Origin of the sequence: Microvirga sp. M2, from assembly GCF_047497095.1 — a bacterium.
Classification (GTDB): Bacteria; Pseudomonadota; Alphaproteobacteria; order Rhizobiales; family Beijerinckiaceae; genus Microvirga.
Genome location: NZ_CP134063.1, coordinates 4116366 through 4140938, shown reverse-complemented (window position 1 = coordinate 4140938; position 24573 = coordinate 4116366). Strand labels below are relative to the sequence as shown.

Sequence of the window (24573 nt, the reverse complement as noted above, 5' to 3'; positions counted from 1 at the left end):
CATCGCTTGAGTCCTACTCGGCGGCTATAGGAGTTAGCGCAGATGAGACGGATCCGCCAGCGGAAGGCGATTCCCGCCGCTCATTGGGGAAGGTGCAGGTCACGGTTGTGCCCTGGCCGGGCGCCGAGGTGAGCTCGATGCGTCCGCCATGCAGCTCCACGAAGGAGCGCACGATGGAAAGCCCCAGCCCCACGCCCCGGTGGCGGGTGCCCAATGTGTGGCTCTCGAACCGCTCGAAGATGCGCGCCTTGATCTCCGGCGGGATGCCGCGGCCCTGATCCTTCACGTCGAAGATCACCTCGCTGCCACGCTTGCGGGCCGAGACCGTGATGGTCTGTCCGGGCGAGGAGAATCCGACCGCGTTGGAGAGCAGGTTGAACAGGATCTGCCGCACGCGCTTGCCGTCCGCCACGAAGGTTCCGATGTCGTCCGGCGTGTCGATGACGAGATGGAGCGAGGATTCCGCCAGCCGGTCCTCCAGGCCCCGCATGGCGGCCTCGATGGTGGAGCGGATGTCCACGATTTCCGGCGTGAGCTCCAGCGATCCGGTGTCGATGGAGGCAAGGTCGAGGATGTCGTTGAGGATCGCCAGCAGCGCGGCCGAGGAGCGCATGATGTGATCCGCGTAATCGCGCTGGCGCGGATTGAGCGCGCCCACCGTCTCGTCGCCGAGGAGCTGGGTGAAGCCGATGATGTTGGTGAGCGGCGAGCGCAGCTCGTAGGACACGTGATGCACGAACTCGTCGCGGAGCCGCGAGGCGCGCTCCAGCGCTTCGTTGCGCTCGGTCAGCGCGCGCTCCACGTTCACGCTCGCCGTCACGTCGGTGAAGCTCAGGAGGGTCGCGCCGTCCGGCAAGGGCTGCGCGGTACAGTCGAGCGCAGTGCCGTCACGCCGCTCGAAGCGGCAGGAATGGCCCATGCGCATGTCGGCAAGGCCCACCACGGCGCCGCGGATGTCGATCCACGGCTCCTCCTGCGGCGCGAGCAGGCGACAGGCCTTGATGATGGCATCCACATGCGGATTTTGCGCCGTCAGGTCGAGGGGCAGATTCCACATATCCGCGAAGGCGCGGTTGTGCAGCTTGAGACGCCCGTCGGAGCCGAACACGGCCACGCCCTCCTTCAGCGTGCTGAGCGTCTCGCCCTGAACCTGCGTCAGGGAATTGACCTGCGACGCGAGTTCGAACCGCTCGCTGACATCGTCGAACAGATAGGTCACGCCACCTTGCGGATTGGGGTTGATCACCACGCGCAGCGTGCGGCGATCCGGCAGATGCCACCAGGTTTCCTGCTGCTCGACAGAGCGGTAGCCCGTGAGAAAATCCGCCTTCCAGGCGCGGAAATCCGCCTGCTCCGGCAGCTTGCGCGCGGCACGCAGACGGTCGAGCACTTCGCCGTCCGTCGGACGCGAGGCGAGGAACGCCGCGTCGAGGCCCCAGAGCTGCTGATAGGCGGCGTTGCTGAAGATCAGGTGTTGCGCGGCATCGAAGATCGCAACCGCCGTCGGCAGCTGGTCGAGCGTGCGCACATGCGCGTCCATCTGGCGCTGCAGATCGTTGCGCACGGCTTCGAGCTCGGAGACGTCCACCGCGATGCCGGCGCTGCCGCCGGATGTCGGCCGCTCGATCACGTCGAGCACGGCGCGCTGGCCCGCGACGACCGCCGTCACGCGCGCGGCATAGGTTGCGCCGTTCCGGCGCTGGCGGCCTGCCTCGTCGCGTGCCCGCTCGCTCAGGAGTTCGATGGAACGGGAGATCGCCTCGTCCAGATCCTGTGCCTCGACGGCGCGCAGATAGGCGTGGTTAGCCCAGATCAGCTTATCGCCCGAATCGCGGATCCAGAGCGGATAGGCGACATCGTCGAGGAGCATGGTCATGGAGCGCAGGTCGCTGCGCGCGGTGGCGAGCTCCGCGCGTGTCTTGAGCAGATCCGCCCGGTCGCCGGTGACGTCGCGCAGGCGCAGGATCGCGCGTCCCCCGATGGTGCGGCCCTCCACGTCGATGAAGCGGTTGAAGAGCGTATGCGCCACCTGCCGGAAGGCTTCTCCGCGCTGCTTGAGCTGCTCGAGCGAGGCTTCCGCCGCCGCGGCATCGCTCGGCTGCATCCAGGTGCCGAAGGCAAGCGCCCGCTGCGCGGGAGCGCCCTCGCCGATGATGGAGGGGTCGCCCTGAAATCGCGGCTCGCTGTCCCGGCCATGCCAGCTGACCAGCAATTGCCGCTCGGACCCCATGAGCAGAGTTGCGAGATCGTCCGAGCCGCGCAGAGCCGCAAGCTCTTTCCTCAGGGTCCGCTCCACGCGCGCCGAGCGGCGGCGCTCGATCATCAGCAGAAGGGACGTGATGGTGGTGAGCGACACGAGCCCCATGAAGAGGCCGAACGCCGCCGCGCTGTGGAGATTGAGACCGTAGAGGTAACCGAGAAGGTCGGAGGCCTGCTCCATGACGGAGAAAGGGGAATCGGCCGCGAGAGCCGTTTGCGATGTTCCGGACAGCAAGGTCAGGCTCAAGGGCACGCGGGCGAGGCCTGCGAGGATGGCCGCCTCGTCTCGGCTGCCTGTCTTGCGCTTCCCCTGCCGGGCCATGCCGTACGGTCCTCCCAATGCTTTCCGGCCTCGATGAAAAGGCCAAGTGTGTTAAGGCCAAGTGTGTTCATGCCTCCGGAGCCTTCTCGAAGCGCCCAAGAGGAGATACCGCCTACGCATGAACGGAACTTCCGGCATGGTTTCGAAGAAAACCGCGGTATTGCCGGTCGAATCGCATCCACTCTAGACCACGCCCGACTCCGCCAGGAAGAGGGTTAACGTTGTCTTAATCTTCCTTTGGAGAAGCTGTGAGCAATTGGCGGGCCGATATTGCAATCGAGACACACACATGCCGTTGCGTCATCTGGTCGATTCGACGGAGGCCGCATGAAAAAGCCCGGCACGAAGCCGGGCTTTCTGGAAACTTCCGTAACGGAAGTTGCAATCAATAGCGATAATGATCCGGCTTGAACGGCCCGGTCTCGGACACGCCGATATACGAAGCCTGATCGGGACGGAGCTTGGTGAGCTTCACGCCGATCTTTTCGAGGTGGAGCGAAGCCACCTTCTCGTCCAGGTGCTTGGGCAGGGTATAGACCTTGCGCTCGTACCTGCCCTGGTTCGTGAAGAGTTCGATCTGGGCGAGCGTCTGGTTCGTGAAGGAGGCCGACATCACGAAGGAGGGGTGACCCATGGCATTGCCGAGGTTCACGAGACGGCCTTCCGAGAGCAGGATGATGCGGTGCCCGTCGGCGAACTCGATCTCGTCCACCTGCGGCTTGATGTTGGTCCACTTGAGGTTCTTGAGAGCCGCGACCTGGATCTCGTTGTCGAAGTGGCCGATGTTGCAGACGATGGCGCGGTCCTTCATCGCGCGCATGTGCTCGATGGTGATCACGTCCTTGTTGCCGGTCGCCGTGACGAAGATGTCGGCGCGCGGAGCGGCGTCCTCCATCGTCGTGACCTCATAGCCTTCCATGGCGGCCTGGAGCGCGCAGATCGGATCGACCTCCGACACCAGCACGCGGCAGCCGGCCTGACGGAGCGAAGCGGCCGAGCCCTTGCCCACGTCGCCGAAGCCCGCCACCATGGCGACCTTGCCGGCCATCATCACGTCCGTGCCGCGGCGAATGCCGTCGACGAGCGATTCGCGGCAGCCGTAGAGATTGTCGAACTTCGATTTCGTCACCGAGTCGTTCACGTTGATCGCCGGGAAGAGGAGCTTGCCCTCCTTCTCCATGATGTAGAGGCGGTGAACGCCGGTGGTGGTCTCTTCCGAGACGCCCTTGATCGCGGCGGCGAGCTCGGCGAACCAGCCTTTCGGCTTCTCGGAAAGCAGGCGCTTGATGAGAGCGAAGAAAACCTCTTCCTCCTCGGAGCCCGGCTTGTCGAGGAAGGCGGTGTCGCCCTGCTCGGCGCGCAGGCCCATGTGAACGAGCATCGTGGCGTCGCCGCCGTCGTCGAGGATCATGTTCGGCATGCCGCCGCCGTGCCAGTCGAACAGCTTGGCGGTGTAGTCCCAGTATTCCTTCAGGGTTTCGCCCTTATAGGCGAAAACCGGGATTCCGGCGGCCGCGATCGCGGCTGCGGCATGGTCCTGGGTGGAGTAGATGTTGCAGGACACCCAGCGGATGTCGGCCCCGAGAGCCTTCAAGGTCTCGATCAGCACGGCCGTCTGGATGGTCATGTGGAGCGAGCCGGCGATGCGGGCGCCCTTCAGAGGCTGCTTCGGTCCGTATTCCTCGCGGACGGCCATGAGGCCCGGCATCTCGGTCTCGGCGATCGAAATTTCCTTGCGGCCGAAATCGGCCAAGCCGATGTCTTTGACGATGTAGTCCTGAGCCATGATGGCCTCCATGCACCCGACGGGATTTCGTTGGCGCAAGTCTCTACCAGAGCGGCGCTCCGGAGGCAATCAAGATATAAAGATGTCTTTATATGTCGGGCCGGAGCATCGGACGCGGGAAGTGGATTCCCCTTTTGGGATTCCATCCGATGCTCACCCCTTGGAAAGAGCGCATCGTCTGCGCGGCCCGCTGGGTCCGCACGATGCGCCGGAGGGCTACTCGTCCTCCCCGAACCTGCCGGCGACGAGGTCGTCGATGGCCTGGAGACAGGCTGTCGCGTCGGGGCCCTTGGCGGTCACGGTGATGGTGGTGCCCTGGGCCGCCGCCAGGGTCAGGAGGCCCATGATGGAACGCCCGCCCACGGTCTCGCCGCAGCGGGTCACGGTGACGTCCGAATCGAAGCGCTCCACGGTCTGGACGAACTTGGCCGAGGCGCGGGCATGCAGGCCCCGGCGATTGACGATCGGAAGCTCCCGGGCTTCGGCCCCCTCGGGCACAGGAGCAGGGGGGCAATCCTGATCGAGGGGTTGATCCATGGTGCTTATTTTCCCGACAGAACGCGCGAGGCGATGTTGATGTATTTCCTTCCGGCCTCCTGGGCGTGCGAGACCGCGTCGCCGAGGGGCTCCTCGTCCCGGACCGAGGCCAGCTTGATGAGCATGGGCAGGTTGATTCCGGCGACCACCTCGACGGAGCCGCCATTCATGCAGGACAGGGCGAGGTTCGAGGGGGTACCCCCGAACATATCGGTCAAGACCACGACGCCCTGGCCCGAATTGACCCGGCACACAGCGGCCATGATGTCCTTGCGCCGTGTTTCCATGTCGTCGTCGGGGCCGATCGTGATCGTCTCAAGCTGCTCTTGAGGACCCACCACATGCTCAAGCGCGGCTCTGAACTCCGTCGCGAGCTGCCCGTGGGTAACGAGCACCATTCCAATCATAATGTTCCAGGTCCGAACGCTCCGAGAGCGGAGCCGCTATTTTGTGCACTGCGAAGCCAAGCGCAAGAGCATTGAGAGGAAAAGTTCATCACAGTGTCACGACCGTGTCGCAAACACCACTCAAGCGCCTCAGGGCGATGCTTGCAAAGCTTGCCCCGGCCCGCATGCGGATGCGAGGGATCATGACGCCGCACAGAACAATGTTGCCGTCGTCGGCTTCGGGAAAGCGCGGCGGATCCTCGCTCAGGTCGATCACGAGGCGGATGACGGCGGCGGGTTCATAAGGCTGGCGGGTGATTCCCAGGCCATGGATCTCGAGATGTCCGGCGAGAGGCTCCACCGGGCTTGCCAAGAGACGCCCGTGTTCCGCGCGAAGACCGGTTCTGTCGTCGCTCACGAGACGGCCGAACCGGCCGGCCTGGAGTGCGTGCAGCACCAGTTCGCGCGCCAGCGTCGACTTGCCGGAACCGGACAGGCCCCGGATCAGCACGCCGGCCTCGCCGATGACGACGCAGGAAGCGTGGATGGTCTCGCCCGTGCTCAAGGCGTCTTCTCTCCCTGGGCGGCTCGGGCCTGTCCCTGCCTGGCCTGTTCCTGCCTGGCCTGTTCCTGCTTGGCCTGTTCCTTCCTGCCCTGGTCCTTCTTGCCCTGGTCCTTCTTGCCTTTCGGACTCTCGGCGGCCGGGAGGCGGATGACGAAGCGGGCGCCGAGGCGTTGCGGCTCGCCGCTCCCGTCGGGCGGGCCGAGGCGGTTTTCGGCCCGGATCGTGCCGCGATGGGCCTCGATGATCTGGCGCGAGATGGACAGTCCCAGGCCCGAGTTCTGGCCGAAGCCCTGCTCGGGACGGTCCGTGTAGAAGCGTTCGAAAATCCGGTCGAGGGCATCGGGCTCGATGCCGGGACCGCTGTCCTCCACCAGGATCTCGACCCCGGACTTGCGCCGCCGCAGCGTCACGCGCACCGATGCGTCGGGCGGCGAGAAGGAGCGGGCATTGTCGATGAGGTTGTTGAAGACCTGGCCGAGGCGGCTGTCGTGGCCGAGCACCAGGAAGGCATCGCGGCCGCGCGCATGGGTTTCGATGGTGAGCTCGATGAGCGGATCGTGCTCCTGACGGCGCTCGTTGGCCACCGACACGACCGCTTCGAGCAGGCGCGCCAGGTCGACCGGCTCCGCGTCGGCGCGGGCAAGCTCGGCGTCGAGGCGCGAGGCGTCGGAAATGTCGCTGATAAGGCGGTCGAGGCGCCGGACGTCGTGCTGGATGATCGACATGAGCCGCTCGCGGGAATCGTCGCTGCGGGCGAGCGGCAGGGTTTCCACGGCGCTCCGCAGCGAGGTGAGCGGGTTTTTCAGTTCGTGCGCCACGTCCGCCGCGAAGCTCTCGATGGCGTCGATGCGGTTGTAGAGCGCCTTCGTCATGTCCCGCAGGGCGCCGGAAAGGTGGCCGATCTCGTCCGAGCGGTCGGTGAAGTCCGGGATCTCCTGGCGCGACTTGGTGCCCCAGCGGACACGCTCGGCCGCCTCCGCCAGGCGGCGCACGGGGCCCGCGATCGCGCCGGCCAGGAGCAGAGACAGGACCATCATGACCACCGCCGCCACCAGGAACACCTGGAGCAGGGCGAAGCGCTCGGACGCGATGATGGCGTCGATGTCGCCCTCCTGCGTGGAGAGCAGCAGCACGCCCTGGACCGTCCGGAAACGCTGGACCGGAACGGCCACGGACACGATCGTTTCGCCGCGGTTGTTCACGCGCACCACGCTCGATTGCTGGCCCGAGAAGGCCTGCTGCACCTCAGGCAGGGATTTGCCGTTGACGGGTCCCGCCTCATCGAGGACGGGCCGCTTGGTGCGCCGGAACATCTTGCGCACGCTGTTCCAGGTGCGCTCGATGAAGCTCGTGGTGTCCTCCACGTTTCCGACCGGCGGCAGATCCATGCGCAGGATGTCGCCGCGCGAATAGAAGTTGCGGGAATCGAGCAGGAGAAGGCCGTCGCGGTCGAAGATCCGGGCGCGGGTCTGGGTCGGGGTGACGAGCCGCCGCAGCAGGGGGGCCACCCGCTCCGGGTTGATGGAGAATTCGAGGGAGGAGAGACCCTCGTCGTGCAGGCGCTCCGTCTCGCCCGCCTGCATCTGCAGAAGCTGGTCGGGGTCGAGGGTGATGGTGTTGGTTTCCACCGTCGCCGAGCTGGCGATGGCGCCGGCGATGATCTCGCCCTGGGTGAGCAGGCTCTGCACCCGCGCTTCGATCAGGCCTTCCCGGAACTGGTTGAGATAGAGGAAGCCGATGAGCAGGGCGACGAGGCCCGCCAGGTTGAGCACGACGATGCGCCGCGTCAGGCTTGAGGAGGCACGTTGCGAGAGCATGCGGCCGAGATGCTTCAGCCGCGCCAGGATGCCGCGAGGAGCAGGCGGATCGTCTGTCGCCGCCTCGGCGTGGGTGGGATCAGCCTTCATGCCACTCATCTAAGCATGATCCGAAAGAATTTCCGGACCCTGCCCGTCTTTCCGGTTGTCACTTGCCTTCAAGAGGCAAGTCCTGCCAAGAGGCAAGTCCCGCCAAGAGGCAAGTCCTGCAGGCATCAGGCTTCCTTGAAGCGGTAGCCGACGCCGTAAAGGGTCTCGATCATTTCGAAACTCTGGTCAACCGCTTTGAACTTCTTGCGCAGGCGCTTGATGTGGCTGTCGATGGTGCGGTCGTCCACATAGACCTGGTCGTCATAGGCCGCGTCCATGAGCGCATTGCGGCTTTTCACCACGCCGGGGCGGGTCGCGAGGGCCTGGAGGATCAGGAACTCGGTGACGGTGAGCGTGACGGGCTCGCCCTTCCAGGTGCAGGCATGCCGCTCCGGATCCATCTTCAGCTGGCCCCGTTCCAGGGCCTTCGGATCGGTTTCCTTGGGTGTGCTCTGGTCCTTGGGCGCGAAGCGGCGCAGCACCGCCTTCACGCGCTCGACCAGAAGGCGCTGGGAGAAGGGCTTCCGGATGAAATCGTCCGCGCCCATCTTCAGCCCGAACAGCTCGTCGATCTCCTCGTCCTTGGAGGTCAGGAAGATCACGGGGAGGTCGGATTTCTGGCGCAGGCGGCGCAGAAGCTCCATGCCGTCCATGCGCGGCATCTTGATATCGAAAATGGCAAGATCCGGTGGAGCGTGTTTCAGACCGTCGAGGGCCGAGGCTCCGTCGGTATAGGTCTGGATGCGGTAGCCCTCGGCCTCGAGGGCGATCGAAACGGAAGTCAGGATATTGCGATCGTCGTCGACAAGAGCGATCGTGGGCATGAACTCTTCCTTGGCTGACACGGACGATGGTCGCGTGACGTATCGTTCGATAACGCAGGGGGCCTCGAAACGTGCCCAACTGCGCCTTACTGATGGCATAATTATGGTTGCCGCAGCTCCAGGCGAGGGGCGGACCGGACGGATAGTGGTGTTTAGAAAGTGCCGGTTCAACCGGAGATGAACAAACTACGGCGGTTTCCGTCCTGCCGGCCTTGGGCGAATGGGCGCACCCAAGGCATTGAGATGCTACGTGACACAGTTGCGGGCCGTCAATCCTCCCAAAGATTTGCGGCAAATGCCGGAAAAACCGACCCATCCCGCTTGCAAGGCCTAGCGTCGCAAAAAATAGAATGCCATGGAATGGCTCGGTTGACGGCTTGGCCGCGCGACCTAAACATCCTACCTTCAGGCGGTTGCGTAGCGACTTCGGACCGGCGCCGCTTGAACGCAACACCGTGACAGCCTTCGGAAAGCGGCACCTCCGGCCGCTTGACCATCGGCGACCAGGAGAAGTTTTCCGTGGATAACATCGGCGTCTTCAACAGCGCTCAAGGCGCGGAGGCCATCGGCTTCCGCAATCTCAAGAAAGTCTACTGGAACCTCGAAGCTCCCGCACTTTACGAGCATTCGCTGACCCGGGGCGAGACCAGGCTCGTGAAGGGGGGCGCACTCCTGGCGGAGACCGGCGTCCATACCGGCCGCTCCCCGAAGGACAAGTTCGTGGTGCGCGACGAGGCCACCGAGAGCTCCGTCTGGTGGGACAACAACGGCGCCATCACGTCCGGAAACTTCGACACCCTGCTGCAGGATTTCCTCGCCCATGCCGAGGGCAAGGAGCTGTTCGCGCAGGATCTCTACGGCGGCGCGGACCCCGCCTACCGCGTCAAGGCGCGTGTCTTCACGGAATTCGCCTGGCACTCCCTGTTCATCCGCAACCTGCTGATCCGCCCCGACATGGGCGAGCTCAGGGACTATGTGCCCGGCCTGACGATCATCGACCTTCCGTCCTTCAGGGCCGATCCCACCCGCCACGGATGCCGCTCCGAGACGGTCATCGCCTGCGATTTCGCCCGCAAGATCGTGCTCATCGGCGGCACGTCCTATGCGGGTGAGATGAAGAAGTCCGTCTTCACCTATCTCAACTACGTGCTGCCCGCGCAGAACGTCATGCCCATGCATTGCTCCGCCAATGTGGGTCGCGAGGGCGACGTGGCCGTGTTCTTCGGCCTCTCCGGCACCGGCAAGACGACCTTGTCGGCCGACCCGAACCGCATCCTGCTCGGCGACGACGAGCACGGCTGGGGTCCGAACGGCGTGTTCAATTTCGAGGGCGGCTGCTACGCCAAGACCATCCGCCTCTCCCGCGAAGCGGAACCGGAGATCTTCGCCACCACCGAGCGCTTCGGCACGGTTCTCGAGAACGTGGTGATCGATCCCATCACCCGGGTGCCCGATTTCGACGACGCGTCGAAGACCGAGAACACCCGCTGCGCCTATCCGCTCGACTTCATCCCCAATGCGAGCGCCACGGGACGCGCAGGCATCCCGAAGAACATCGTGATGCTCACCTGCGACGCGTTCGGCGTCCTGCCTCCCATCGCCAAGCTCACCCCCGCGGAGGCGATGTATCACTTCCTCTCCGGCTACACCGCGAAGGTGGCCGGCACGGAGAAGGGCGTGAAGGACCCCGAGGCCACCTTCTCGACCTGCTTCGGCGCGCCCTTCATGCCGCGCCATCCGTCCGAATACGGCAACCTGCTGCGCGATCTGATCGCCAAGCACTCGGTGGATTGCTGGCTCGTCAATACCGGCTGGACCGGCGGTAAGTACGGCGTCGGCCGCCGCATGCCGATCCGCGTGACGCGCCGCCTGCTGACGGCCGCGCTCGACGGTTCGCTCTCCCGCGCCGATTTCCGCCGCGATCCCTATTTCGGTTTCGCGGTCCCGACCTCGGTGCCCGGCGTCGAGCCGCACATTCTCTATCCCGTCAAGACCTGGCAGGATAAGGCCGAGTTCGCCGAGACGGCGAAGCGCCTGATCGCCATGTTCAACGAGAACTTCAAGCGCTTCGAGGGGCATGTCGATTCCGACGTGCGCCGCGCTGCGCCGCAGATGTCGATCGCCGCCTGACGGCGGAGCATCGCAACGACAAGAGGCGGCGGCTTTCGGGCCGCCGCTTTGCATTGGGGAGTTGGATGGACGTACTCGTCATCGGCGCCGGCGTCGTCGGGCTGGCTTGCGCTCGCGCCCTGGCCCGGCGCGGCCATGACGTCATCGTCGCGGAGAAGACCGGCGGTATCGGCAACGGCGTCTCCTCGCGCAACAGCGAGGTGATCCATGGGGGCATGTATTATCCGACGGCTTCCTTTCGGGCCCGTCACTGCGTGAACGGGCGCCGGATGCTCTACGCCTTCTGCGAGAGTCACGGCGTGCCGTACAGGAAATGCGGCAAGCTCATCGTGGCGACGGACGCTCTCGAACAGGCCAAGATCGAAGGCATCTACGAGCAGGGCGTCGCCAACGGCGTCGAAGGGCTTTCCTTCCTGACGGGCCGGGAGGCGGAGGCACTGGAGCCGAACCTCGCCTGCACCGGTGCGGTCCTGTCCCGCGAGACCGGGATCATCGACAGCCATGCGCTCATGCTCGCGCTCCAGGGCGATCTCGAGGCCGCGGGCGGCATGATCGCCTTCCTGGCGACCGTCGAGCGGATCGCCCGGAACGGAACGGGGTGGAACGTCACCGTGGGAGGCGCGCAGCCCGCGGAGATCGCCGTCGATGCGGTGGTCAACGCGGCCGGTCTGGGCGCGCAGGCCCTGGCGCGGACGACGGAGGGCTATGCGCCGGAGCGCATCCCGCCTCTCGTTCTGGCCAAGGGCAATTATTTCGGCTGTCTCGGCAAACCTGCTTTTTCGCGCCTGATCTATCCCGCGCCGGTCGACGGCGGCCTGGGCACGCATGTGACGCTCGATCTCGCGGGCCGCATGCGCTTCGGGCCGGATGTGGAATGGATCGACCGCGAGATCTACGACGTCGATCCGGGGCGCGCGGAGGGTTTCCATGCCGCGATCCGCCGCTACTGGCCGGGTTTGCCCGACGGAGCGCTGGTGCCCGACTATGCGGGCATACGCCCGAAGCTCACGGGACCCGGCGAGAAGGCGGCGGATTTCATGATCGACGGGCCGGCCGAGCATGGGCTCGCCGGCCTCGTGCATCTGTTCGGAATCGAAAGTCCGGGCTTGACCTCGTGCCTGTCGCTTGCCGAGGACGTGGCGGAGAGGCTGATTGCTTAGAGCATCGTGCGGACCCAGCGGGCCGCGTTAGCGAAAAGTGGACCCGGTTTTCACGAACGTGGCCCTTCGGGTCCGCGCTGAACGATGCGCTGTTTGAGGGGTGGAGCATCGGACCCAAAAGTGGGTTCACTTTTCACGTCCGATGCTCTCGTCCCTAGCCCCTGAAGAACAGAAGCGTCGCGACCAGGAAGATCGGCAGCAGGATGCCGCCCGACCAGAGAAGATAGCCGAAGAAGCTCGGCATCTTCACGCCGCCCTGGCGGGCAATCGCATAGACCATGAAGTTGGGCGCGTTGCCGATATAGGAGTTCGCGCCCATGAACACGGAGCCGGCCGAGATGGCCGCAAGGGTCAGGGCGCCGGTGGTCATCAGGGCCCGCGCGTCGCCGCCCGCGAGTTCGAAGAACACGAGATAGGTCGGGGCATTGTCGAGGAATGAAGACAGGCCGCCGGCGAGCCAGAAATAGGCGGCGTTGTTGGCGCTGCCGTCCGGGTTCGTCACCAGGGCGACGAGGGGCGCGAAAGCACCGTCCGCACCGGCCTTGAGCATCGCGAGCACGGGAATGATGGCGATGAAGATGCCGGCGAAGAGCTTCGCCACTTCCTGGATCGGCCCCCAGGAGAAGCCGTTCTCCGCCCGGTTCGCTTTCGGCGTGAGCTTCAGGGAGATGATCGTCACGAGGATCATGATGAGATCGCGCAGGGCGTTGGCGAGCTCGATTTCGGCGCCCAGCACCGTCACGCGGCCGAGATCCGTCGTGGCGCTCATGAGGATCGCCCCGATGATGATGAAGATCAGCAGGAAATTGATGCCCCCCGTCACGCGGACCGGATTGTCGGGCGTCGGGTCCGGAGCGATGTGGCCTTCCTTCCTGTAGATCACCGTATCGATCGCGAAGAACAGCGCGAGGAGGATGCCGGCGACGAAGAGCGTCTCCGGGAAGAGATGCGTGGTGGTCCAGAAGAAGTCGACGCCGCGCAGGAAGCCGAGGAAGAGCGGGGGATCGCCGAGCGGCGTGAGCGAGCCGCCGACATTCGAGACCAGGAAGATGAAGAACACGAAGACATGGACGTTGTGCTTGCGGTCGTCGTTGGCGCGCAGCACGGGCCGGATCAGCACCATGGATGCGCCGGTGGTGCCGATGAAGCTCGCGAGCACCGTGCCGATGGCGAGCAGGACGGTGTTCGTGCCGGGGGAGCCGTGCAGGTTGCCCCGGACCAGGATGCCGCCGGCCACCGTGAAGAGCGCAAGCAGCAGCAGAATGAACGGAACGTATTCGAGAAGCACGGTATGCGCGAGGGCATGGATTGCCGTGGTGGGCCCCAGGAGGGTGGCCATGGGCACGAGCACCAGCAGGCCCCAGACGGCCGCGATCTTGCCCTGGTGATGCTCCCAGAAATGGGCGGCCACCAGGGGGAACAGGGCGATGGAGAGGAGGATGCCGGCAAAGGGCAGAGCCCAGAGGGGGCTCAGGGCCGCCCCATCGAGTTCCGCCGCGAAGGCGGCTTGCGGCAGCGCGGTCAGGGCGGCTGCGAGTGCCGTGCTTGAGATGCGTCGCATGTTTCGGATTCCCCCTCGCCGGCCCCCCGGCATGTCTATGATGTTGGGCCACCGTTTAAGGGAAGGTGCAGCCGCCCGCAACGGCATGGCCGTTAACCGTCTGTTCACCATGGTGGGACGAGAGTAAAACAGAATGACAAGTCCGGAGCTTCGGACCAAAAGTGGCCTCCGCTTCTGGGGTGCGTCCGATACTCCTTCCTTGAAGCTGCGCATCGCGGGACGCGGAAAACCGGAGCCTCCTTTCCGCACGATGCGCCAGCCTCGCCTGGGGTTGTGGAGCCGATGTGCCGCTTTCTTGCCTACCGGGGAGAACCGATCTTCCTCGATGAACTCGTCTGCGCCCCGGCGCATTCGCTGGTTCACCAATCCCTTCACGCGATCGAGGCCAAGACCGAGACGAACGGCGACGGCTTCGGCATCGGCTGGTATGGGGAGCGCAAGGAGCCCGGCATCTATCGCGAGGTGCGCCCCGCCTGGTCCGACGAGAACCTGAGGAGCCTCTGCGAGCAGGTGCGCTCCGGCCTCTTCTTCGCTCATGTGCGGGCCTCCACCGGCACGTCCACGACGCGGGCCAACTGCCATCCCTTCTCTCATGGCCGGCATCTTTTCATGCACAACGGCCAGATCGGCGGATACAGGCACATCAAGCGGCGGCTCGAGGCCATGATCCCGGATGAACTCTATGATCGCCGCCAGGGCACGACGGATTCCGAAGCGATCTTCCTCGTGGCTTTGGCCAACGGGCTTGCCGAAGAGCCCGTGAGGGCCATGGCCCAGACCCTGAAGCAGGTGCGCCGCCTCATGAACGAGGCGGGCATCGACGAGGCCTTGCGCTTCACCGCCGCCTTCACCGATGGCGAAAGCCTCTGGGCCTATCGCTGGGCCTGCGACGCCAAGCCGCCGACGCTCTATTTCCGTGAGGAGAAAGGCAGCCTGCTCGTGGTCTCCGAGCCGATCGACGACAAGACCAAGGGCTGGCGCGAGGTGCCGAAGGGCTGCTGCCTCGTGGCGAGGACGGACCGATCCGTGGCCGTACATTGCCTCAACGAGGCCATGGCGCAGATCGCGGCATAGAGCATCGAACGTGAAAAGTGGGCACCGGTTTTGCGTGGAAAGATGCTCAAGCCAGGAGAGCATCGAACGTGAAAAGCGGGCACCGGTTTTGCGTGGAAAGATGCTCGAGACCATAGGCTGACAGCATCGGATGTGCGTTCGATGTCACGTCCGATGCCGTGAGGCGCGTATCCCTTCCAGGGGAAGCGGCTCCCGCTTTCAGCCCATATCAGTTCAGAGAGCCGCTCGCCCCCGACAGGAGCGGCAGGAGAGCGCCCCTGAGCTCTTCCATCTGCCTCTGGGTTTCCGTCCGTGCGCTGCTCGCATCGGGATCGATCAAAGCGCGCAGGCGCGCGTTTTCGGCCGCGAGACGGTCGTTCTCGGCCATGAGGATCGCCACTTTCTCCTCGGCGATCCGCAGGCGGGTCCGAGCCTCGTTGCGCTCCTGCTCCCGCAGCTGCACCCGGTCGCGCCACAGACGGACCGCGACGGTTTCCGTTTCCTCGATCATGTCGCCTCCTCGCATGCTGGAAAGGTGCCGGCCGGGCCCGTGTCGAGCCGCTCGCAGCCTTTCATGACTCTCGGTGACTGAGCGCAAACGCCTCCCCGGTGCGGATCACCGGCACGAGATCCGCGGGCAGGCGGCACATTCGGCACCACATTGCGTCCCCAGCGCTTAACGGATCGTTGCCGGAACTCCGGACGGGAAAGGCGGTCCTCGCCTTTTACCGCCCCGACCTCCGGCTGCGCACGACGCGACCGCGAAGGTCAGCCATCCAGTTCCGGATAATGCCGGAAGATCCCCTCCTCGTTGAAGGGGATGCGGCGGGGACTTGCGAGGTACGCCTTGATGCGCGGCCGCCGAGCGACGGCCCTGTGCAGGGCCGCAACCCGTGGCATGTCCTCGAGCACCTGTTTCAGGGCGTTCGGAAAAGCGTAGGACAAACCTTCGACCACCTGGAACAGGGACAGGTCGACATAGGTGAGCCGGTCGCCGACGAGATGCGCATCGCCCGCCGGATTGCGGGCGAGGATCGTTTCGAACCAGTCCAGGAATTTCGGGATGCGGTTGTCGCGGAACTCGGCGGATCGCCGGAGCGCCTCCGCCTTCTGGTCCTCGTAATAGAGGCTGACCGCGACCGGGTGATGCGTATCGTGCGCTTCCGCTACGAAATCGGCGATGGTGAGCTGGATCTGATGCGTCCACAGCCCGCCGGCCGGGTCCTTCGGCGCGAGTTCGTGCCTCGCCCCGATATAGAGGAGAATCGCGGCCGTCTGACCGATGATCGTCTCGCCATCCTTCAGGAAGGGCGGCGCGAAGGGCGGATGCTCGGCATGATCCATCAGCCTCATCAGCGCATCCATGCCGCGCGGCTGGCGCGCCACGTCGATGTAACCGGCTCCCGCTTCCTCGAGGGCAAGGCGCACGAACTCGCCGCGCCCCTGGATCGTGGGCCAGTAGTAGAGCTCATAGGTCATGGAGGGCTCCATCCTTCATGCGGCCGCAGCCCCTGGAAGGATGGAGCGCCCGCTGTCGATGTCAAAGGCTCTCGCGAGCCAAATGCTCCAGCGCCTCGCCTTCGAGCCGATAATGCCGGTGATGGAGATTGCGCATGCCGATGGATTCATAGAAGTGGATAGCGGGGCGCTCCTCTTCGACGAAAAGCTCGATGCGGATCCAGTTGCGTTCCCGCGCAATCCGCGCAACACCCGCCATGAGCAATCGCGCCGCGCCGGAGCGGCGCTCCCCCGGTTGAACATAGAGTGCGTGAACGATCCCCATAGGCTTGCCGCGCCAGCCAGCATAGCCTCGGAAGAACGAGACGAAGCCGACAGGCTGATGATCGCGCTCGGCCACCATGGCCTCGAACAGCGGATCGGGGCCGAAACCCTTTTCCTTGATGTCGTTCACCGAGACCCAGGGCGTCTGGCCTGGAAGATGATCCTCGATCAGACTCGCCGTGAATCGGAACAGAGCCTCCGCATCGCCAACGGCGGCTTTTCGCACGAGAAGCGAGGAGGTTTGCATATCGGCCATTCTTTGATGATCTCTCGCGTCGGGCCAACAGAATAGCCTCGAAGCTCATTAACGCGAGAGTTCGGCTCGTAAAGCCTACCGGTCGCTTCCGTCCCCCTTGCGGAGAGGGGTAAGGGAGGGGTGGTGCTCCAGGCCATCAATGCGCCTCGTCCCAGTTCTGCGCGGCCCGGGCTTCCACGGCGAGCGGAACCTTCAGGGTCACGGCCGGGAAGGGGGCTTCCGTCATCACGCGGGAGATCACGGGGAGCGTCGCCTCCACCTCTTCATCCGGGGCTTCGAATACCAGTTCGTCATGGACCTGCAGGAGCATGCGCGCGGAGAGGCGCTCCGCTTTCAGCGCATCCTCCATGCGGATCATGGCGCGCCGGATGATGTCGGCGGCCGTGCCCTGGATCGGCGCATTGATGGCCTGGCGCTCCACGCCCGCCCGCTCGGACGGGTTGCTCGAACGGATCTGCGGGTAGTGGCACACGCGCCCGAAGAGCGTGGTCACGTAGCCCTTGTCCTTGCAGGCCTTCTTCGTCTCGTCGATATAGGTGCGGATGCCGGGGAAGCGTTCGAAATACTGCTTGATGAACGCGGCGGCTTCGGCGTTCGGAATGCCGAGGCGCGTGGCGAGGCCGAAGGCCGAGATGCCGTAGATGATGCCGAAATTGATGGTCTTCGCCTGACGGCGCAGGTCGGACGTCATCTGGTCGAGCGGGACGCCGAACATGGCCGAAGCGGTCGCCGCGTGAATGTCCTGGCCCTTCGCGAAAGCCTCCTGCAATTGCGGAATATCCGCGATATGCGCGAGGATGCGCAGCTCGATCTGGCTGTAGTCGGCCGAGATGATCTTTTGGCCGGGCGGCGCGATGAAGGCCGTGCGGATCTTGCGTCCCGCTTCCGTGCGGATCGGGATGTTCTGCAGGTTCGGATCGGACGAGGACAGACGGCCCGTCGTCGTGGCCGCGAGCGAGAACGAGGTGTGCACCCGCTTGGTGTCGGGGTGCATGTGCTCCTGCAGGGTATCCGTATAGGTGGATTTCAGCTTCGCGAGCTGGCGCCATTCGAGAATTTTCGCGGGCAGTTCGTGACCGGACTGGGCCAGCTCGTCGAGCAGGGTCGCGGGCGTCGCCCATTGGCCGGACGGCGTCTTCTTGGCGCCGGGCAGGCCCATCTTGCCGAACAGGATGTCGCCGATCTGCTTCGGGCTGCCCAAGGCGAATTTTTCGCCCGCCATCTCGTGGATCTCGTCCTCGAGGCGGGCGAGCGTCTGCGAGAAGTCGCCCGACAGGCGGCTCAGGATCTGCCGGTCCACGAGGATGCCGCGCATCTCCATGCGGGCGATCACGTCGACGAGCGGGCGCTCGAGCGTTTCATAGACGGTGGCCCGATGCTCGGCGGTGAGGCGGGGCTTGAGGATCTTCCAGAGGCGCAAGGTGACGTCCGCGTCTTCCGCCGCGTAGGCCGTCGCCTTGGAGATCTCGACCTTGTCGAAGGTCACCTTGTTCCGGCCGGTGCCCGCCACCTCCGAGAAGCTGATCGGGGCGTGGCCGAGATGGCGTCGGGACAGTTCATCCATGCCGTGCGAGCCTTTTCCGGCGTCGAGCACGTAGGAGAGCAGCATCGTGTCGTCGATGGGATGGACATCGATGTTGTGGCGCTTGAAGACGATCCAGTCGTATTTCAGGTTCTGCCCGATCTTGAGAACGGACGGATCCTCCAGCATCGGCCGAAGGGCATCGAGCGCGTCGGTCACCGGAAGCTGGCCCGTCACGAGCCCGCCGCCGAAGAGGTCCGATTCATCGCGGTGCTGAAGCGGCACGTAGCAGGCCTTGCCCGGCTCCAGCGCCAGCGAGAATCCCACGATGTCCGCCCGGTTGGCGTCGAGATCGCTCGTCTCCGTGTCGACGGCGACATAGCCCTGCTCGATCGCCCTGGCGACCCATTCCTTGAGCCGGTCGAGGCTCGTGACGGTCTCGTAGGAAGAGACGTCGAAAGGCGTGGACGAAGCTTCCGTCGCGCGTTTCCCGGCAAGCTGCGAAGGCGTTCCGACACCCTCGAGAGGCTTGCGGGCCGCGCCCGTCTCCGGGAGGTCGAGCCCTGCGAACGGATCGACCTCGCCCGGGATCGCGTCGCTCTTTTCGAACAGGGGAGGTTCCGTAGCGGCCGGTGCAAATCCGCCGTTGCGCTCCCACCGGATCGCCTCGCCGCCCGGCATCAGCCGCGGATCCGGTTCGACCGCGGCGGGATCGGCATCGTAGAGTTCCGCCACGCGGCGCGTGAGGGTGCTGAACTCCATGGCCTTGAGGAAGCCGATGAGCGTCTTGGGGTCGGGTTCGGGCACGCGCAGATCGTCGAGCGGGACCGGCAGGGGCGCTTCGCAATCGAGGGTCACGAGCTTCTTGGAGAGGCGCGCGGATTCCGCGTTGTTGATCAGCGTCTCGCGGCGCTTGGGCTGCTTGATCTCGTTCGCGCGCTCCAGCAGCGTTTCGAGGTCGCCGTATTCCTTGATGAGCTGCGCCGCGGTCTTCAGGCCGATGCCCGGGACGCCCGGCACGTTGTCCGAGGTGTCGCCCATCAGGGCCAGCACGTCGCCGATCTTCTCCGGCGGGATGCCCTCCCATTTCTCGATCACGGCGGCTTCGTCGAGATTGCGTTCGGGCCGGTAGCCGGGCTTGCCCTTGGAGCCGGATTCGAAATCGTAGAAGCACACCTTGGGGCCGACGAGCTGCATCAGGTCCTTGTCCGACGAGATGATGAGCACGTCCGCGCCGCGCGCCTTGGCCTGCTGGGTATAGGTGGCGATCAGATCGTCCGCCTCGTAGCGCTGAAGCTCCACGGGTTCGAGCCCGAAGGCACGGATCGCCTCGCGCATCAGGGGCATCTGAACCTTCAGGTCCTCCGGCGCGTCGGGGCGGTGGCCCTTGTAATCCTCATAGAGCTCCTTGCGGAACGATCCCTCGGACTTGTCGAGCACGATGGCCAGATGCGTGGGCTGCAGGCCCGCCGCGCCGTCGCGCATGAACTGCAGGAGCTTGGTGACGAACAGGCGCACGGCCCCCGTCGGCATGCCGTCCGAGCTGCGGGAATTGTACTTCTGGTCCTGGTTGATGGACTGGAAGTAGGCCCGGAAGATGAAGGAGGAGCCGTCGACGAGGAAAATATGATCGCCGGCTTGGACGGGACGGGAGGAAGCCATGGGTCTCGTTCGTGGAGGAAATGGACCTCCTACAAATAGTGGTTTCATCGCCCCATGGCTACGTCCGGTGCGCCTTTATGCAGCCCTGAGACGCGCCAGGTCGAGATCGAGCTCCCTGAGGGCCTGCATCACCACGCCCTCGGTGAGGAGGTCGAGGGAGGATTCCACCACATGGATGGCCGCGAGCGCCCTGAGCTCCGGAATGGTCTGCGATTCGAGGGCGGCCTCGAAGGAGGGGCGAAGCAGGTCCATGGCCCGGGTGCCGGGGCCGCAGAGCACGATATGGTCGGGTTCCAGGGTCTGGATCAGGATGCCCACCGCGTCGCCCAGCACCTCGCCGGCTTCGCGGAAGAGGTTGAGGAGGGCAGGGTCGCCCGACCGGGCCTGCTCCACCACGGCGCTCATGGCCTCCTCGCCCGGAAGCAGCAGGGTGGGGGCCGGGCGATGGTCGATGAGCTGCGCGTCCCGATGCAGGGCGTAATCGGCGAGATAGGCCTCGATGCAGCCGCGCCCGCCGCAGCGGCATTGCGGCCCGCTCCGGCGCAGGCGCACATGGCCGAACTCGCTGCCGCCAAAGCGTGCGCCGCGATAAAGCTCGCCCTGGATGAGAAAACCCATGCCGACGCCGTCGCCCACCATCAGGCAGGCCGTCCGTCCCGAGCGGAAATCGGGGTTGCGCTGGGCGATGGCGAAGGCCATGGCGCTGGCGTCGTTCTCGATGAGGACGGGCTTGCCGAGCCGCTCGCCCAAGCCCGCCGCGAGGGGGAGGTCGCGGGTGCCGAGCACCGGGCTCCAGGCGACGACCCCGTCGCGGGTATCCACATAGCCCTGGCAGGCAAGGCCGACGGCCTTCACGTCGGATGCGCCGGCCTCCCTGGCGAAGGCCGTGATGCTGTCCACCAGAACGTCCATCAGTTCCTCGGCCCCGAGGCTTCTCAAGGGGCGCTCGATATGGCGGCTCGCCCGGTTGCGTCCCGCGCTGTCCACCAGGCGCAGCTCGATGCGGTTGAATCCGGTCCATACGCCGATCACCGACCCCAAGGACTCGGCGAAGAACAGGCGCACCTTGGGGCGTCCCCGGATGAGGCCCGCCGCCTGATCCGCCGCCTCTTCGGTGACGAGGACGCCCTCGTCGAGCAGGCCCGCCGTCAGCTCCGAGACGCTGGCCGGACTCATGCCGAGATGCTGGCCGATCTCCACGCGCGCCATGGGGCCTTCACGGCGCAGGGCGTCGAGGAGGCGCCGGCGGGCTGCTTCACGGGGGGAGAGGGAAAGCATGGTCATGGCTGATATTTCTTCGGGATATGAATAAATAAATGCGGGGCAAAAGGGATATTCAACGAAATAATGAGGCCTTTGCCGCTTGAAGGCAAAAAGGGGGCGGGTAATTATTTCCGTGCTCGAACAATAAAACATGGCAGCGTGAGCCACGTCTGTCGATCTCATCGGGAGAGACAGCCTGCCATGAGCACAGGGCCCAGAGGGACATTGCGGGCCCAGGAGGAAACCGATGGTATCGAAGAAGCATGCTCTCATCAGCCTCGCCGTCCTGGCCCTTTCGGCAAGCTCGGCCCTTGCCCAGGGTAAGGGTCCGGTCGTCGGCGTCAGCTGGTCGAATTTCCAGGAGGAGCGCTGGAAGACAGACGAGGCCGCCATCAAGGCCGCGGTCGAAAAGGCGGGCGGCACCTATGTGTCGGCGGATGCGCAGTCGTCGCCTGCCAAGCAGCTCACCGACATCGAAAGCCTGATCTCCCGCGGCGCGAAGGCGCTGATCGTGCTGGCCCAGGACTCGGACGCCGTGCGGCCCGCCGTGGAGAAGGCGGTGGCCGAGGGCATTCCGGTCGTGGGCTACGATCGTCTGATCGAGATCCCGCAGGCCTTCTATCTCACCTTCGACAACGTCGAGGTGGGCCGCCTCCAGGCGCGCGAGGTGTTCAAGGTGAAGCCCGAAGGCAACTACGTGTTCATCAAGGGTTCCGGTTCCGATCCGAACGCCAACTTCCTGTTCCAGGGCGCCATGGAAGTGCTGAAGCCCGCGATCGACGCAGGCAAGATCAAGAACGTGGGCGAGGCCTATACGGATGGCTGGCTCCCCGCCAACGCGCAGCGGAACATGGAGCAGTTCCTCACCAAGAACAACAACAAGGTCGATGCCGTGATCGCGGCCAATGACGGCACCGCCGGCGGCGCCATCGCGGCGCTCGCCGCCCAGGGGCTCGCGGGCTCCGTTCCGGTGTCCGGCCAGGACGCCGACAAGGCCGCCCTGAACCGGGTCGCGCTCGGCACGCAGACCGTGACCGTGTTCAAGGACGCCCGCGAACTCGGCCGCAACGCCGCCGAAATCGCGCTTCAGCTCGCCGGCGGAAAGAAGCTCACCGACATCCAGGGAGCGAAGTCCTGGAACCAGGGACCGAAGAAGCAGAACATGACGGCTCTCTTCCTCACGCCCGTCGCGATCACGAAGGACAATCTCGACGTGGTCATCAATGCGGGCTGGGCCTCAAAGGATGTCGTCTGCCAAGGCGTGAAGCCCGGTACGGTGAAGGCCTGCAACTAAGCCCATGCTGTCATTCCGGGACGCGCCTTCGGCGCGAGCCCGGAATCCATAACCGCGCCGTTGCAGAAAAGGCGAAGCGCCCGGCGTTCTCTTCCGAAGCATCGTGTTTATGGGTTCCGGGCTCCGCGACGCGGCCCCGGAATGACGTTTGAGAAGAGCGATCCGCATCATGAACGCACCCGTTGCCACGACCACCCAGCCGCCGAGCACCACGTCCGGATCGCTTCTGTCGAAGCTCGAGATCGATGTCCGCATGCTCGGCATGATCGCGGCGCTCGCCGTGATCTGGATCGGCTTCGATCTGCTGTCGGGCGGGGTCTTCCTGACGGCGCGCAATCTCTGGAACCTGTCGGTGCAGACCGCTTCCGTCGCGATCATGGCGACCGGCATGGTGCTCGTGATCGTCACGCGCAATATCGATCTCTCGGTCGGGGCGATCCTCGGCGTCGTCGGAATGATCGTCGGCGTCGCGCAGGCACAATGGCTGCCGTCCTATCTCGGCTTCGAGCATCCGCTGACGGCTCCGCTCATGGTGCTGCTCGCGGTCCTGGCCGGCGGGGCGATCGGCCTCTTTCAGGGCTGGCTCATCGCCTATCTGGGCATTCCCTCCTTCATTGTCACCCTCGGCGGCCTGCTCGTGTGGCGCGGCGCGGCCTGGTGGGTCACGACGGGCCAGACCGTCGCGCCCATGGACAGCCGCTTCAAGGCCTTCGGCGGCGGGGTCGAGGGTGCGCTGGGAGCAACCGCCACCTGGATCATCGCGGCCATTGCCTGTGGCCTCATCGTCATCGGTCTCGGCCTGTCCCGCCGCCGGCGCCTGAGCTTCGGCTTTCCGGTGCGCCCGGGCTGGGCGGATGCGGTGATCGCACTCGTCGCCTGCGGCGCGGTGCTGGCGGCGGCTTCCGTCGCCAACGCCTATCCCCTGCCCGCGGGCACGGCCCGCGCCTGGGCCGAGGCGAACGGCATTCCGTGGCCCGAGGGCGGCCTGTTCATCCCGCATGGCGTGGCGCTGCCGGTGCTGATCGCCGTGGTGGTGGGCCTCGCGATGACCTTCATCGCCACGCGCCGCCGCTTCGGCCGCTATGTGTTCGCCATCGGGGGCAATCCGGAGGCGGCGGAACTGTCCGGCATCAATACCCGCTGGATCCTGATGAAGGTCTTCGGCCTCATGGGCCTGCTCTGCGGCATCTCGGCCTGCATCTCCACGGCGCGCCTCAACGCGGCCACCAATGCGGCGGGCACGCTCGACGAGCTTTACGTGATCGCGTCCGCCGTGATCGGCGGCACGTCGCTCGCGGGCGGGATCGGCACCATTGCGGGCGCGATGCTCGGCGCGCTCGTCATGCAGTCGCTGCAATCCGGCATGGTGCTGCTCGGGGTCGATACGCCTTTGCAGAACATCGTGGTCGGCGCGGTTCTCGTGCTGGCGGTCTGGGTCGACGGCCTCTATCGCCGCCGCCTCAAGTGAGAGAGGAACGTATCATGCAGGCCGATGAAGCGACGCCTCTCGTCGAGATGCGCAACATTTCCATCGCGTTCGGCGGCATCAAGGCCGTGGACGACGTGTCCGTCGACCTGCGACCCGGCGAGGTGGTGGGGCTGCTCGGCCACAACGGGGCCGGCAAGTCGACGCTCATCAAGATTCTCTCCGGGGCCTACAGGCCGGATGGGGGCGAGATCTATGTGAACGGCGAGCGCGCCGAAATCGCGACGCCGCGCGATGCCAAGCGTTACGGCATCGAGACGATCTATCAGACTCTGGCGCTGGCCGACAACATCGACGCGGCCGGCAACATCTTTCTCGGCCGCGAGGTCCTCACGCCCTACGGCACGCTCGACGATGCCGCGATGGAGGCCGAGACCCGCAAGGTGATGGCGCGCCTCAATCCGCATTTCCGCCGCTTCAAGGAGCCCGTGAAGGCGCTCTCCGGCGGCCAGCGGCAATCGGTGGCGATCGCGCGCGCGATCTATTTCAATGCACGCGTGCTGATCATGGACGAGCCGACGGCGGCGCTCGGCCCCGCCGAGACGCAGCAGGTCGCGGATCTGGTGCTGCAACTGAAGCGGGAAGGCATCGGCATTTTCCTCATCAGCCACGACATCCACGACGTGTTCGGCCTCGCCGATCGGGTGAGCGTCATGAAGAACGGCAAGCTCGTGGGCTCCGCCAACGTGCAGGATGTCACGCAGGACGAGGTGCTCGGCATGATCATTTTGGGCAAGTGCCCGCCCGGCGCAACGCCGGGGCCGGGCGCGGGCTGATCATGCCGTCTCTCTCGGGCTCGCGCCTCTGACGCGACCGGC

General features: G+C 65.4%; 19 protein-coding genes. 6 read left to right on the top strand and 13 right to left on the bottom strand.

Annotated features, from left to right (window positions below; all coding sequences use genetic code 11):
- Positions 1 to 13: 13 nt before the first annotated feature.
- From RE429_RS19615 to RE429_RS19585, 7 genes are all read right to left on the bottom strand, one after another.
- A complete protein-coding gene (locus RE429_RS19615; protein ID WP_414472337.1) occupies positions 14 to 2581 on the bottom strand; it encodes an ATP-binding protein in 2568 nt (855 codons plus the stop codon).
- A gap of 385 nt (positions 2582 to 2966) precedes the next feature.
- Positions 2967 to 4367, bottom strand: a complete 1401-nt coding sequence (gene ahcY, locus RE429_RS19610; RefSeq protein WP_414472336.1) for an adenosylhomocysteinase — start codon at positions 4365 to 4367, stop codon at positions 2967 to 2969.
- A gap of 216 nt (positions 4368 to 4583) precedes the next feature.
- Entirely contained in the window at positions 4584 to 4904 is a 321-nt protein-coding gene (locus RE429_RS19605) for an HPr family phosphocarrier protein (RefSeq protein ID WP_414472335.1), read from the bottom strand.
- A 5-nt stretch (positions 4905 to 4909) separates the two neighbouring features.
- Positions 4910 to 5311: a PTS sugar transporter subunit IIA gene (locus RE429_RS19600; RefSeq protein ID WP_370439029.1), complete on the bottom strand. Its 402-nt coding sequence runs from the start codon at positions 5309 to 5311 to the stop codon at positions 4910 to 4912.
- Between the two features lie 88 nt (positions 5312 to 5399).
- Entirely contained in the window at positions 5400 to 5855 is a 456-nt protein-coding gene (locus RE429_RS19595) for an HPr kinase/phosphorylase (protein ID WP_414472334.1), read from the bottom strand.
- Positions 5852 to 7762, bottom strand: a complete 1911-nt coding sequence (locus RE429_RS19590; RefSeq protein ID WP_414472333.1) for a stimulus-sensing domain-containing protein — start codon at positions 7760 to 7762, stop codon at positions 5852 to 5854. Before RE429_RS19590 ends, RE429_RS19595 begins: the two co-directional genes overlap by 4 nt.
- A 125-nt stretch (positions 7763 to 7887) precedes the next feature.
- Positions 7888 to 8586: a response regulator transcription factor gene (locus tag RE429_RS19585; RefSeq protein ID WP_370439026.1), complete on the bottom strand. Its 699-nt coding sequence runs from the start codon at positions 8584 to 8586 to the stop codon at positions 7888 to 7890.
- Positions 8587 to 9105: 519 nt separating this feature from the next.
- Here RE429_RS19585 and RE429_RS19580 point away from each other — a divergent pair.
- Both RE429_RS19580 and RE429_RS19575 read left to right on the top strand, forming a co-directional pair.
- Positions 9106 to 10716 (top strand): phosphoenolpyruvate carboxykinase, encoded by a 1611-nt coding sequence (locus RE429_RS19580; RefSeq protein WP_414472332.1) that lies wholly within the window; start codon positions 9106 to 9108, stop codon positions 10714 to 10716.
- Between the two features lie 65 nt (positions 10717 to 10781).
- Positions 10782 to 11876 (top strand): NAD(P)/FAD-dependent oxidoreductase, encoded by a 1095-nt coding sequence (locus RE429_RS19575; RefSeq protein WP_414472331.1) that lies wholly within the window; start codon positions 10782 to 10784, stop codon positions 11874 to 11876.
- Positions 11877 to 12030: 154 nt separating this feature from the next.
- On the opposite strand, the gene RE429_RS19570 is transcribed toward RE429_RS19575, so the two are convergent.
- Positions 12031 to 13437, bottom strand: coding sequence for a sodium:proton antiporter (locus tag RE429_RS19570; protein ID WP_414472330.1), 1407 nt, complete (start codon positions 13435 to 13437; stop codon positions 12031 to 12033).
- A 282-nt stretch (positions 13438 to 13719) separates the two neighbouring features.
- Between RE429_RS19570 and RE429_RS19565 the strand changes: the two genes are divergently transcribed.
- Positions 13720 to 14511, top strand: coding sequence for a class II glutamine amidotransferase (locus RE429_RS19565; RefSeq protein ID WP_414472329.1), 792 nt, complete (start codon positions 13720 to 13722; stop codon positions 14509 to 14511).
- A gap of 208 nt (positions 14512 to 14719) precedes the next feature.
- Here RE429_RS19565 and RE429_RS19560 read toward each other — a convergent pair whose 3' ends face one another.
- The 5 genes from RE429_RS19560 to RE429_RS19540 form a co-directional block, all read right to left on the bottom strand.
- Positions 14720 to 15001: a hypothetical protein gene (locus RE429_RS19560; RefSeq protein ID WP_414472328.1), complete on the bottom strand. Its 282-nt coding sequence runs from the start codon at positions 14999 to 15001 to the stop codon at positions 14720 to 14722.
- Between the two features lie 257 nt (positions 15002 to 15258).
- On the bottom strand, positions 15259 to 15969 hold the full coding sequence (locus tag RE429_RS19555) for a glutathione S-transferase (RefSeq protein ID WP_414472327.1): 711 nt from the start codon (positions 15967 to 15969) through the stop codon (positions 15259 to 15261).
- A 61-nt stretch (positions 15970 to 16030) separates the two neighbouring features.
- Entirely contained in the window at positions 16031 to 16528 is a 498-nt protein-coding gene (locus tag RE429_RS19550) for an N-acetyltransferase family protein (protein WP_414472326.1), read from the bottom strand.
- 136 nt (positions 16529 to 16664) lie between these two features.
- Positions 16665 to 19712: a DNA polymerase I gene (polA, locus tag RE429_RS19545; protein WP_414472325.1), complete on the bottom strand. Its 3048-nt coding sequence runs from the start codon at positions 19710 to 19712 to the stop codon at positions 16665 to 16667.
- Between the two features lie 75 nt (positions 19713 to 19787).
- Complete coding sequence (locus tag RE429_RS19540) at positions 19788 to 20996, bottom strand: ROK family protein (RefSeq protein WP_414472324.1); 1209 nt, start codon at positions 20994 to 20996, stop codon at positions 19788 to 19790.
- Positions 20997 to 21222: 226 nt separating this feature from the next.
- Here RE429_RS19540 and xylF point away from each other — a divergent pair, with 226 nt between their 5' ends.
- From xylF to RE429_RS19525, 3 genes are all read left to right on the top strand, one after another.
- On the top strand, positions 21223 to 22269 hold the full coding sequence (gene xylF / locus RE429_RS19535; RefSeq protein ID WP_414472323.1) for a D-xylose ABC transporter substrate-binding protein: 1047 nt from the start codon (positions 21223 to 21225) through the stop codon (positions 22267 to 22269).
- 169 nt (positions 22270 to 22438) lie between these two features.
- Positions 22439 to 23737 (top strand): sugar ABC transporter permease, encoded by a 1299-nt coding sequence (locus RE429_RS19530; protein WP_414472322.1) that lies wholly within the window; start codon positions 22439 to 22441, stop codon positions 23735 to 23737.
- 14 nt (positions 23738 to 23751) lie between these two features.
- Complete coding sequence (locus RE429_RS19525; RefSeq protein WP_414472321.1) at positions 23752 to 24531, top strand: ATP-binding cassette domain-containing protein; 780 nt, start codon at positions 23752 to 23754, stop codon at positions 24529 to 24531.
- Positions 24532 to 24573 lie beyond the last annotated feature (42 nt).

Coding starts and splice junctions, on each gene's coding strand:
- RE429_RS19530 (WP_414472322.1), top strand. CDS start 22,439: ATGAACGCACCCGTTGCCACGACCACCCAGCCGCCGAGCACCACGTCC.
- RE429_RS19605 (WP_414472335.1), bottom strand. CDS start 4,904: ATGGATCAACCCCTCGATCAGGATTGCCCCCCTGCTCCTGTGCCCGAG.
- RE429_RS19565 (WP_414472329.1), top strand. CDS start 13,720: ATGTGCCGCTTTCTTGCCTACCGGGGAGAACCGATCTTCCTCGATGAA.
- RE429_RS19525 (WP_414472321.1), top strand. CDS start 23,752: ATGCAGGCCGATGAAGCGACGCCTCTCGTCGAGATGCGCAACATTTCC.
- RE429_RS19585 (WP_370439026.1), bottom strand. CDS start 8,586: ATGCCCACGATCGCTCTTGTCGACGACGATCGCAATATCCTGACTTCC.
- RE429_RS19555 (WP_414472327.1), bottom strand. CDS start 15,969: ATGACCTATGAGCTCTACTACTGGCCCACGATCCAGGGGCGCGGCGAG.
- RE429_RS19540 (WP_414472324.1), bottom strand. CDS start 20,996: ATGACCATGCTTTCCCTCTCCCCCCGTGAAGCAGCCCGCCGGCGCCTC.
- RE429_RS19570 (WP_414472330.1), bottom strand. CDS start 13,437: ATGCGACGCATCTCAAGCACGGCACTCGCAGCCGCCCTGACCGCGCTG.
- xylF (WP_414472323.1), top strand. CDS start 21,223: ATGGTATCGAAGAAGCATGCTCTCATCAGCCTCGCCGTCCTGGCCCTT.
- RE429_RS19575 (WP_414472331.1), top strand. CDS start 10,782: ATGGACGTACTCGTCATCGGCGCCGGCGTCGTCGGGCTGGCTTGCGCT.
- polA (WP_414472325.1), bottom strand. CDS start 19,712: ATGGCTTCCTCCCGTCCCGTCCAAGCCGGCGATCATATTTTCCTCGTC.
- RE429_RS19600 (WP_370439029.1), bottom strand. CDS start 5,311: ATGATTGGAATGGTGCTCGTTACCCACGGGCAGCTCGCGACGGAGTTC.
- ahcY (WP_414472336.1), bottom strand. CDS start 4,367: ATGGCTCAGGACTACATCGTCAAAGACATCGGCTTGGCCGATTTCGGC.
- RE429_RS19560 (WP_414472328.1), bottom strand. CDS start 15,001: ATGATCGAGGAAACGGAAACCGTCGCGGTCCGTCTGTGGCGCGACCGG.
- RE429_RS19590 (WP_414472333.1), bottom strand. CDS start 7,762: ATGAAGGCTGATCCCACCCACGCCGAGGCGGCGACAGACGATCCGCCT.
- RE429_RS19615 (WP_414472337.1), bottom strand. CDS start 2,581: ATGGCCCGGCAGGGGAAGCGCAAGACAGGCAGCCGAGACGAGGCGGCC.
- RE429_RS19550 (WP_414472326.1), bottom strand. CDS start 16,528: ATGGCCGATATGCAAACCTCCTCGCTTCTCGTGCGAAAAGCCGCCGTT.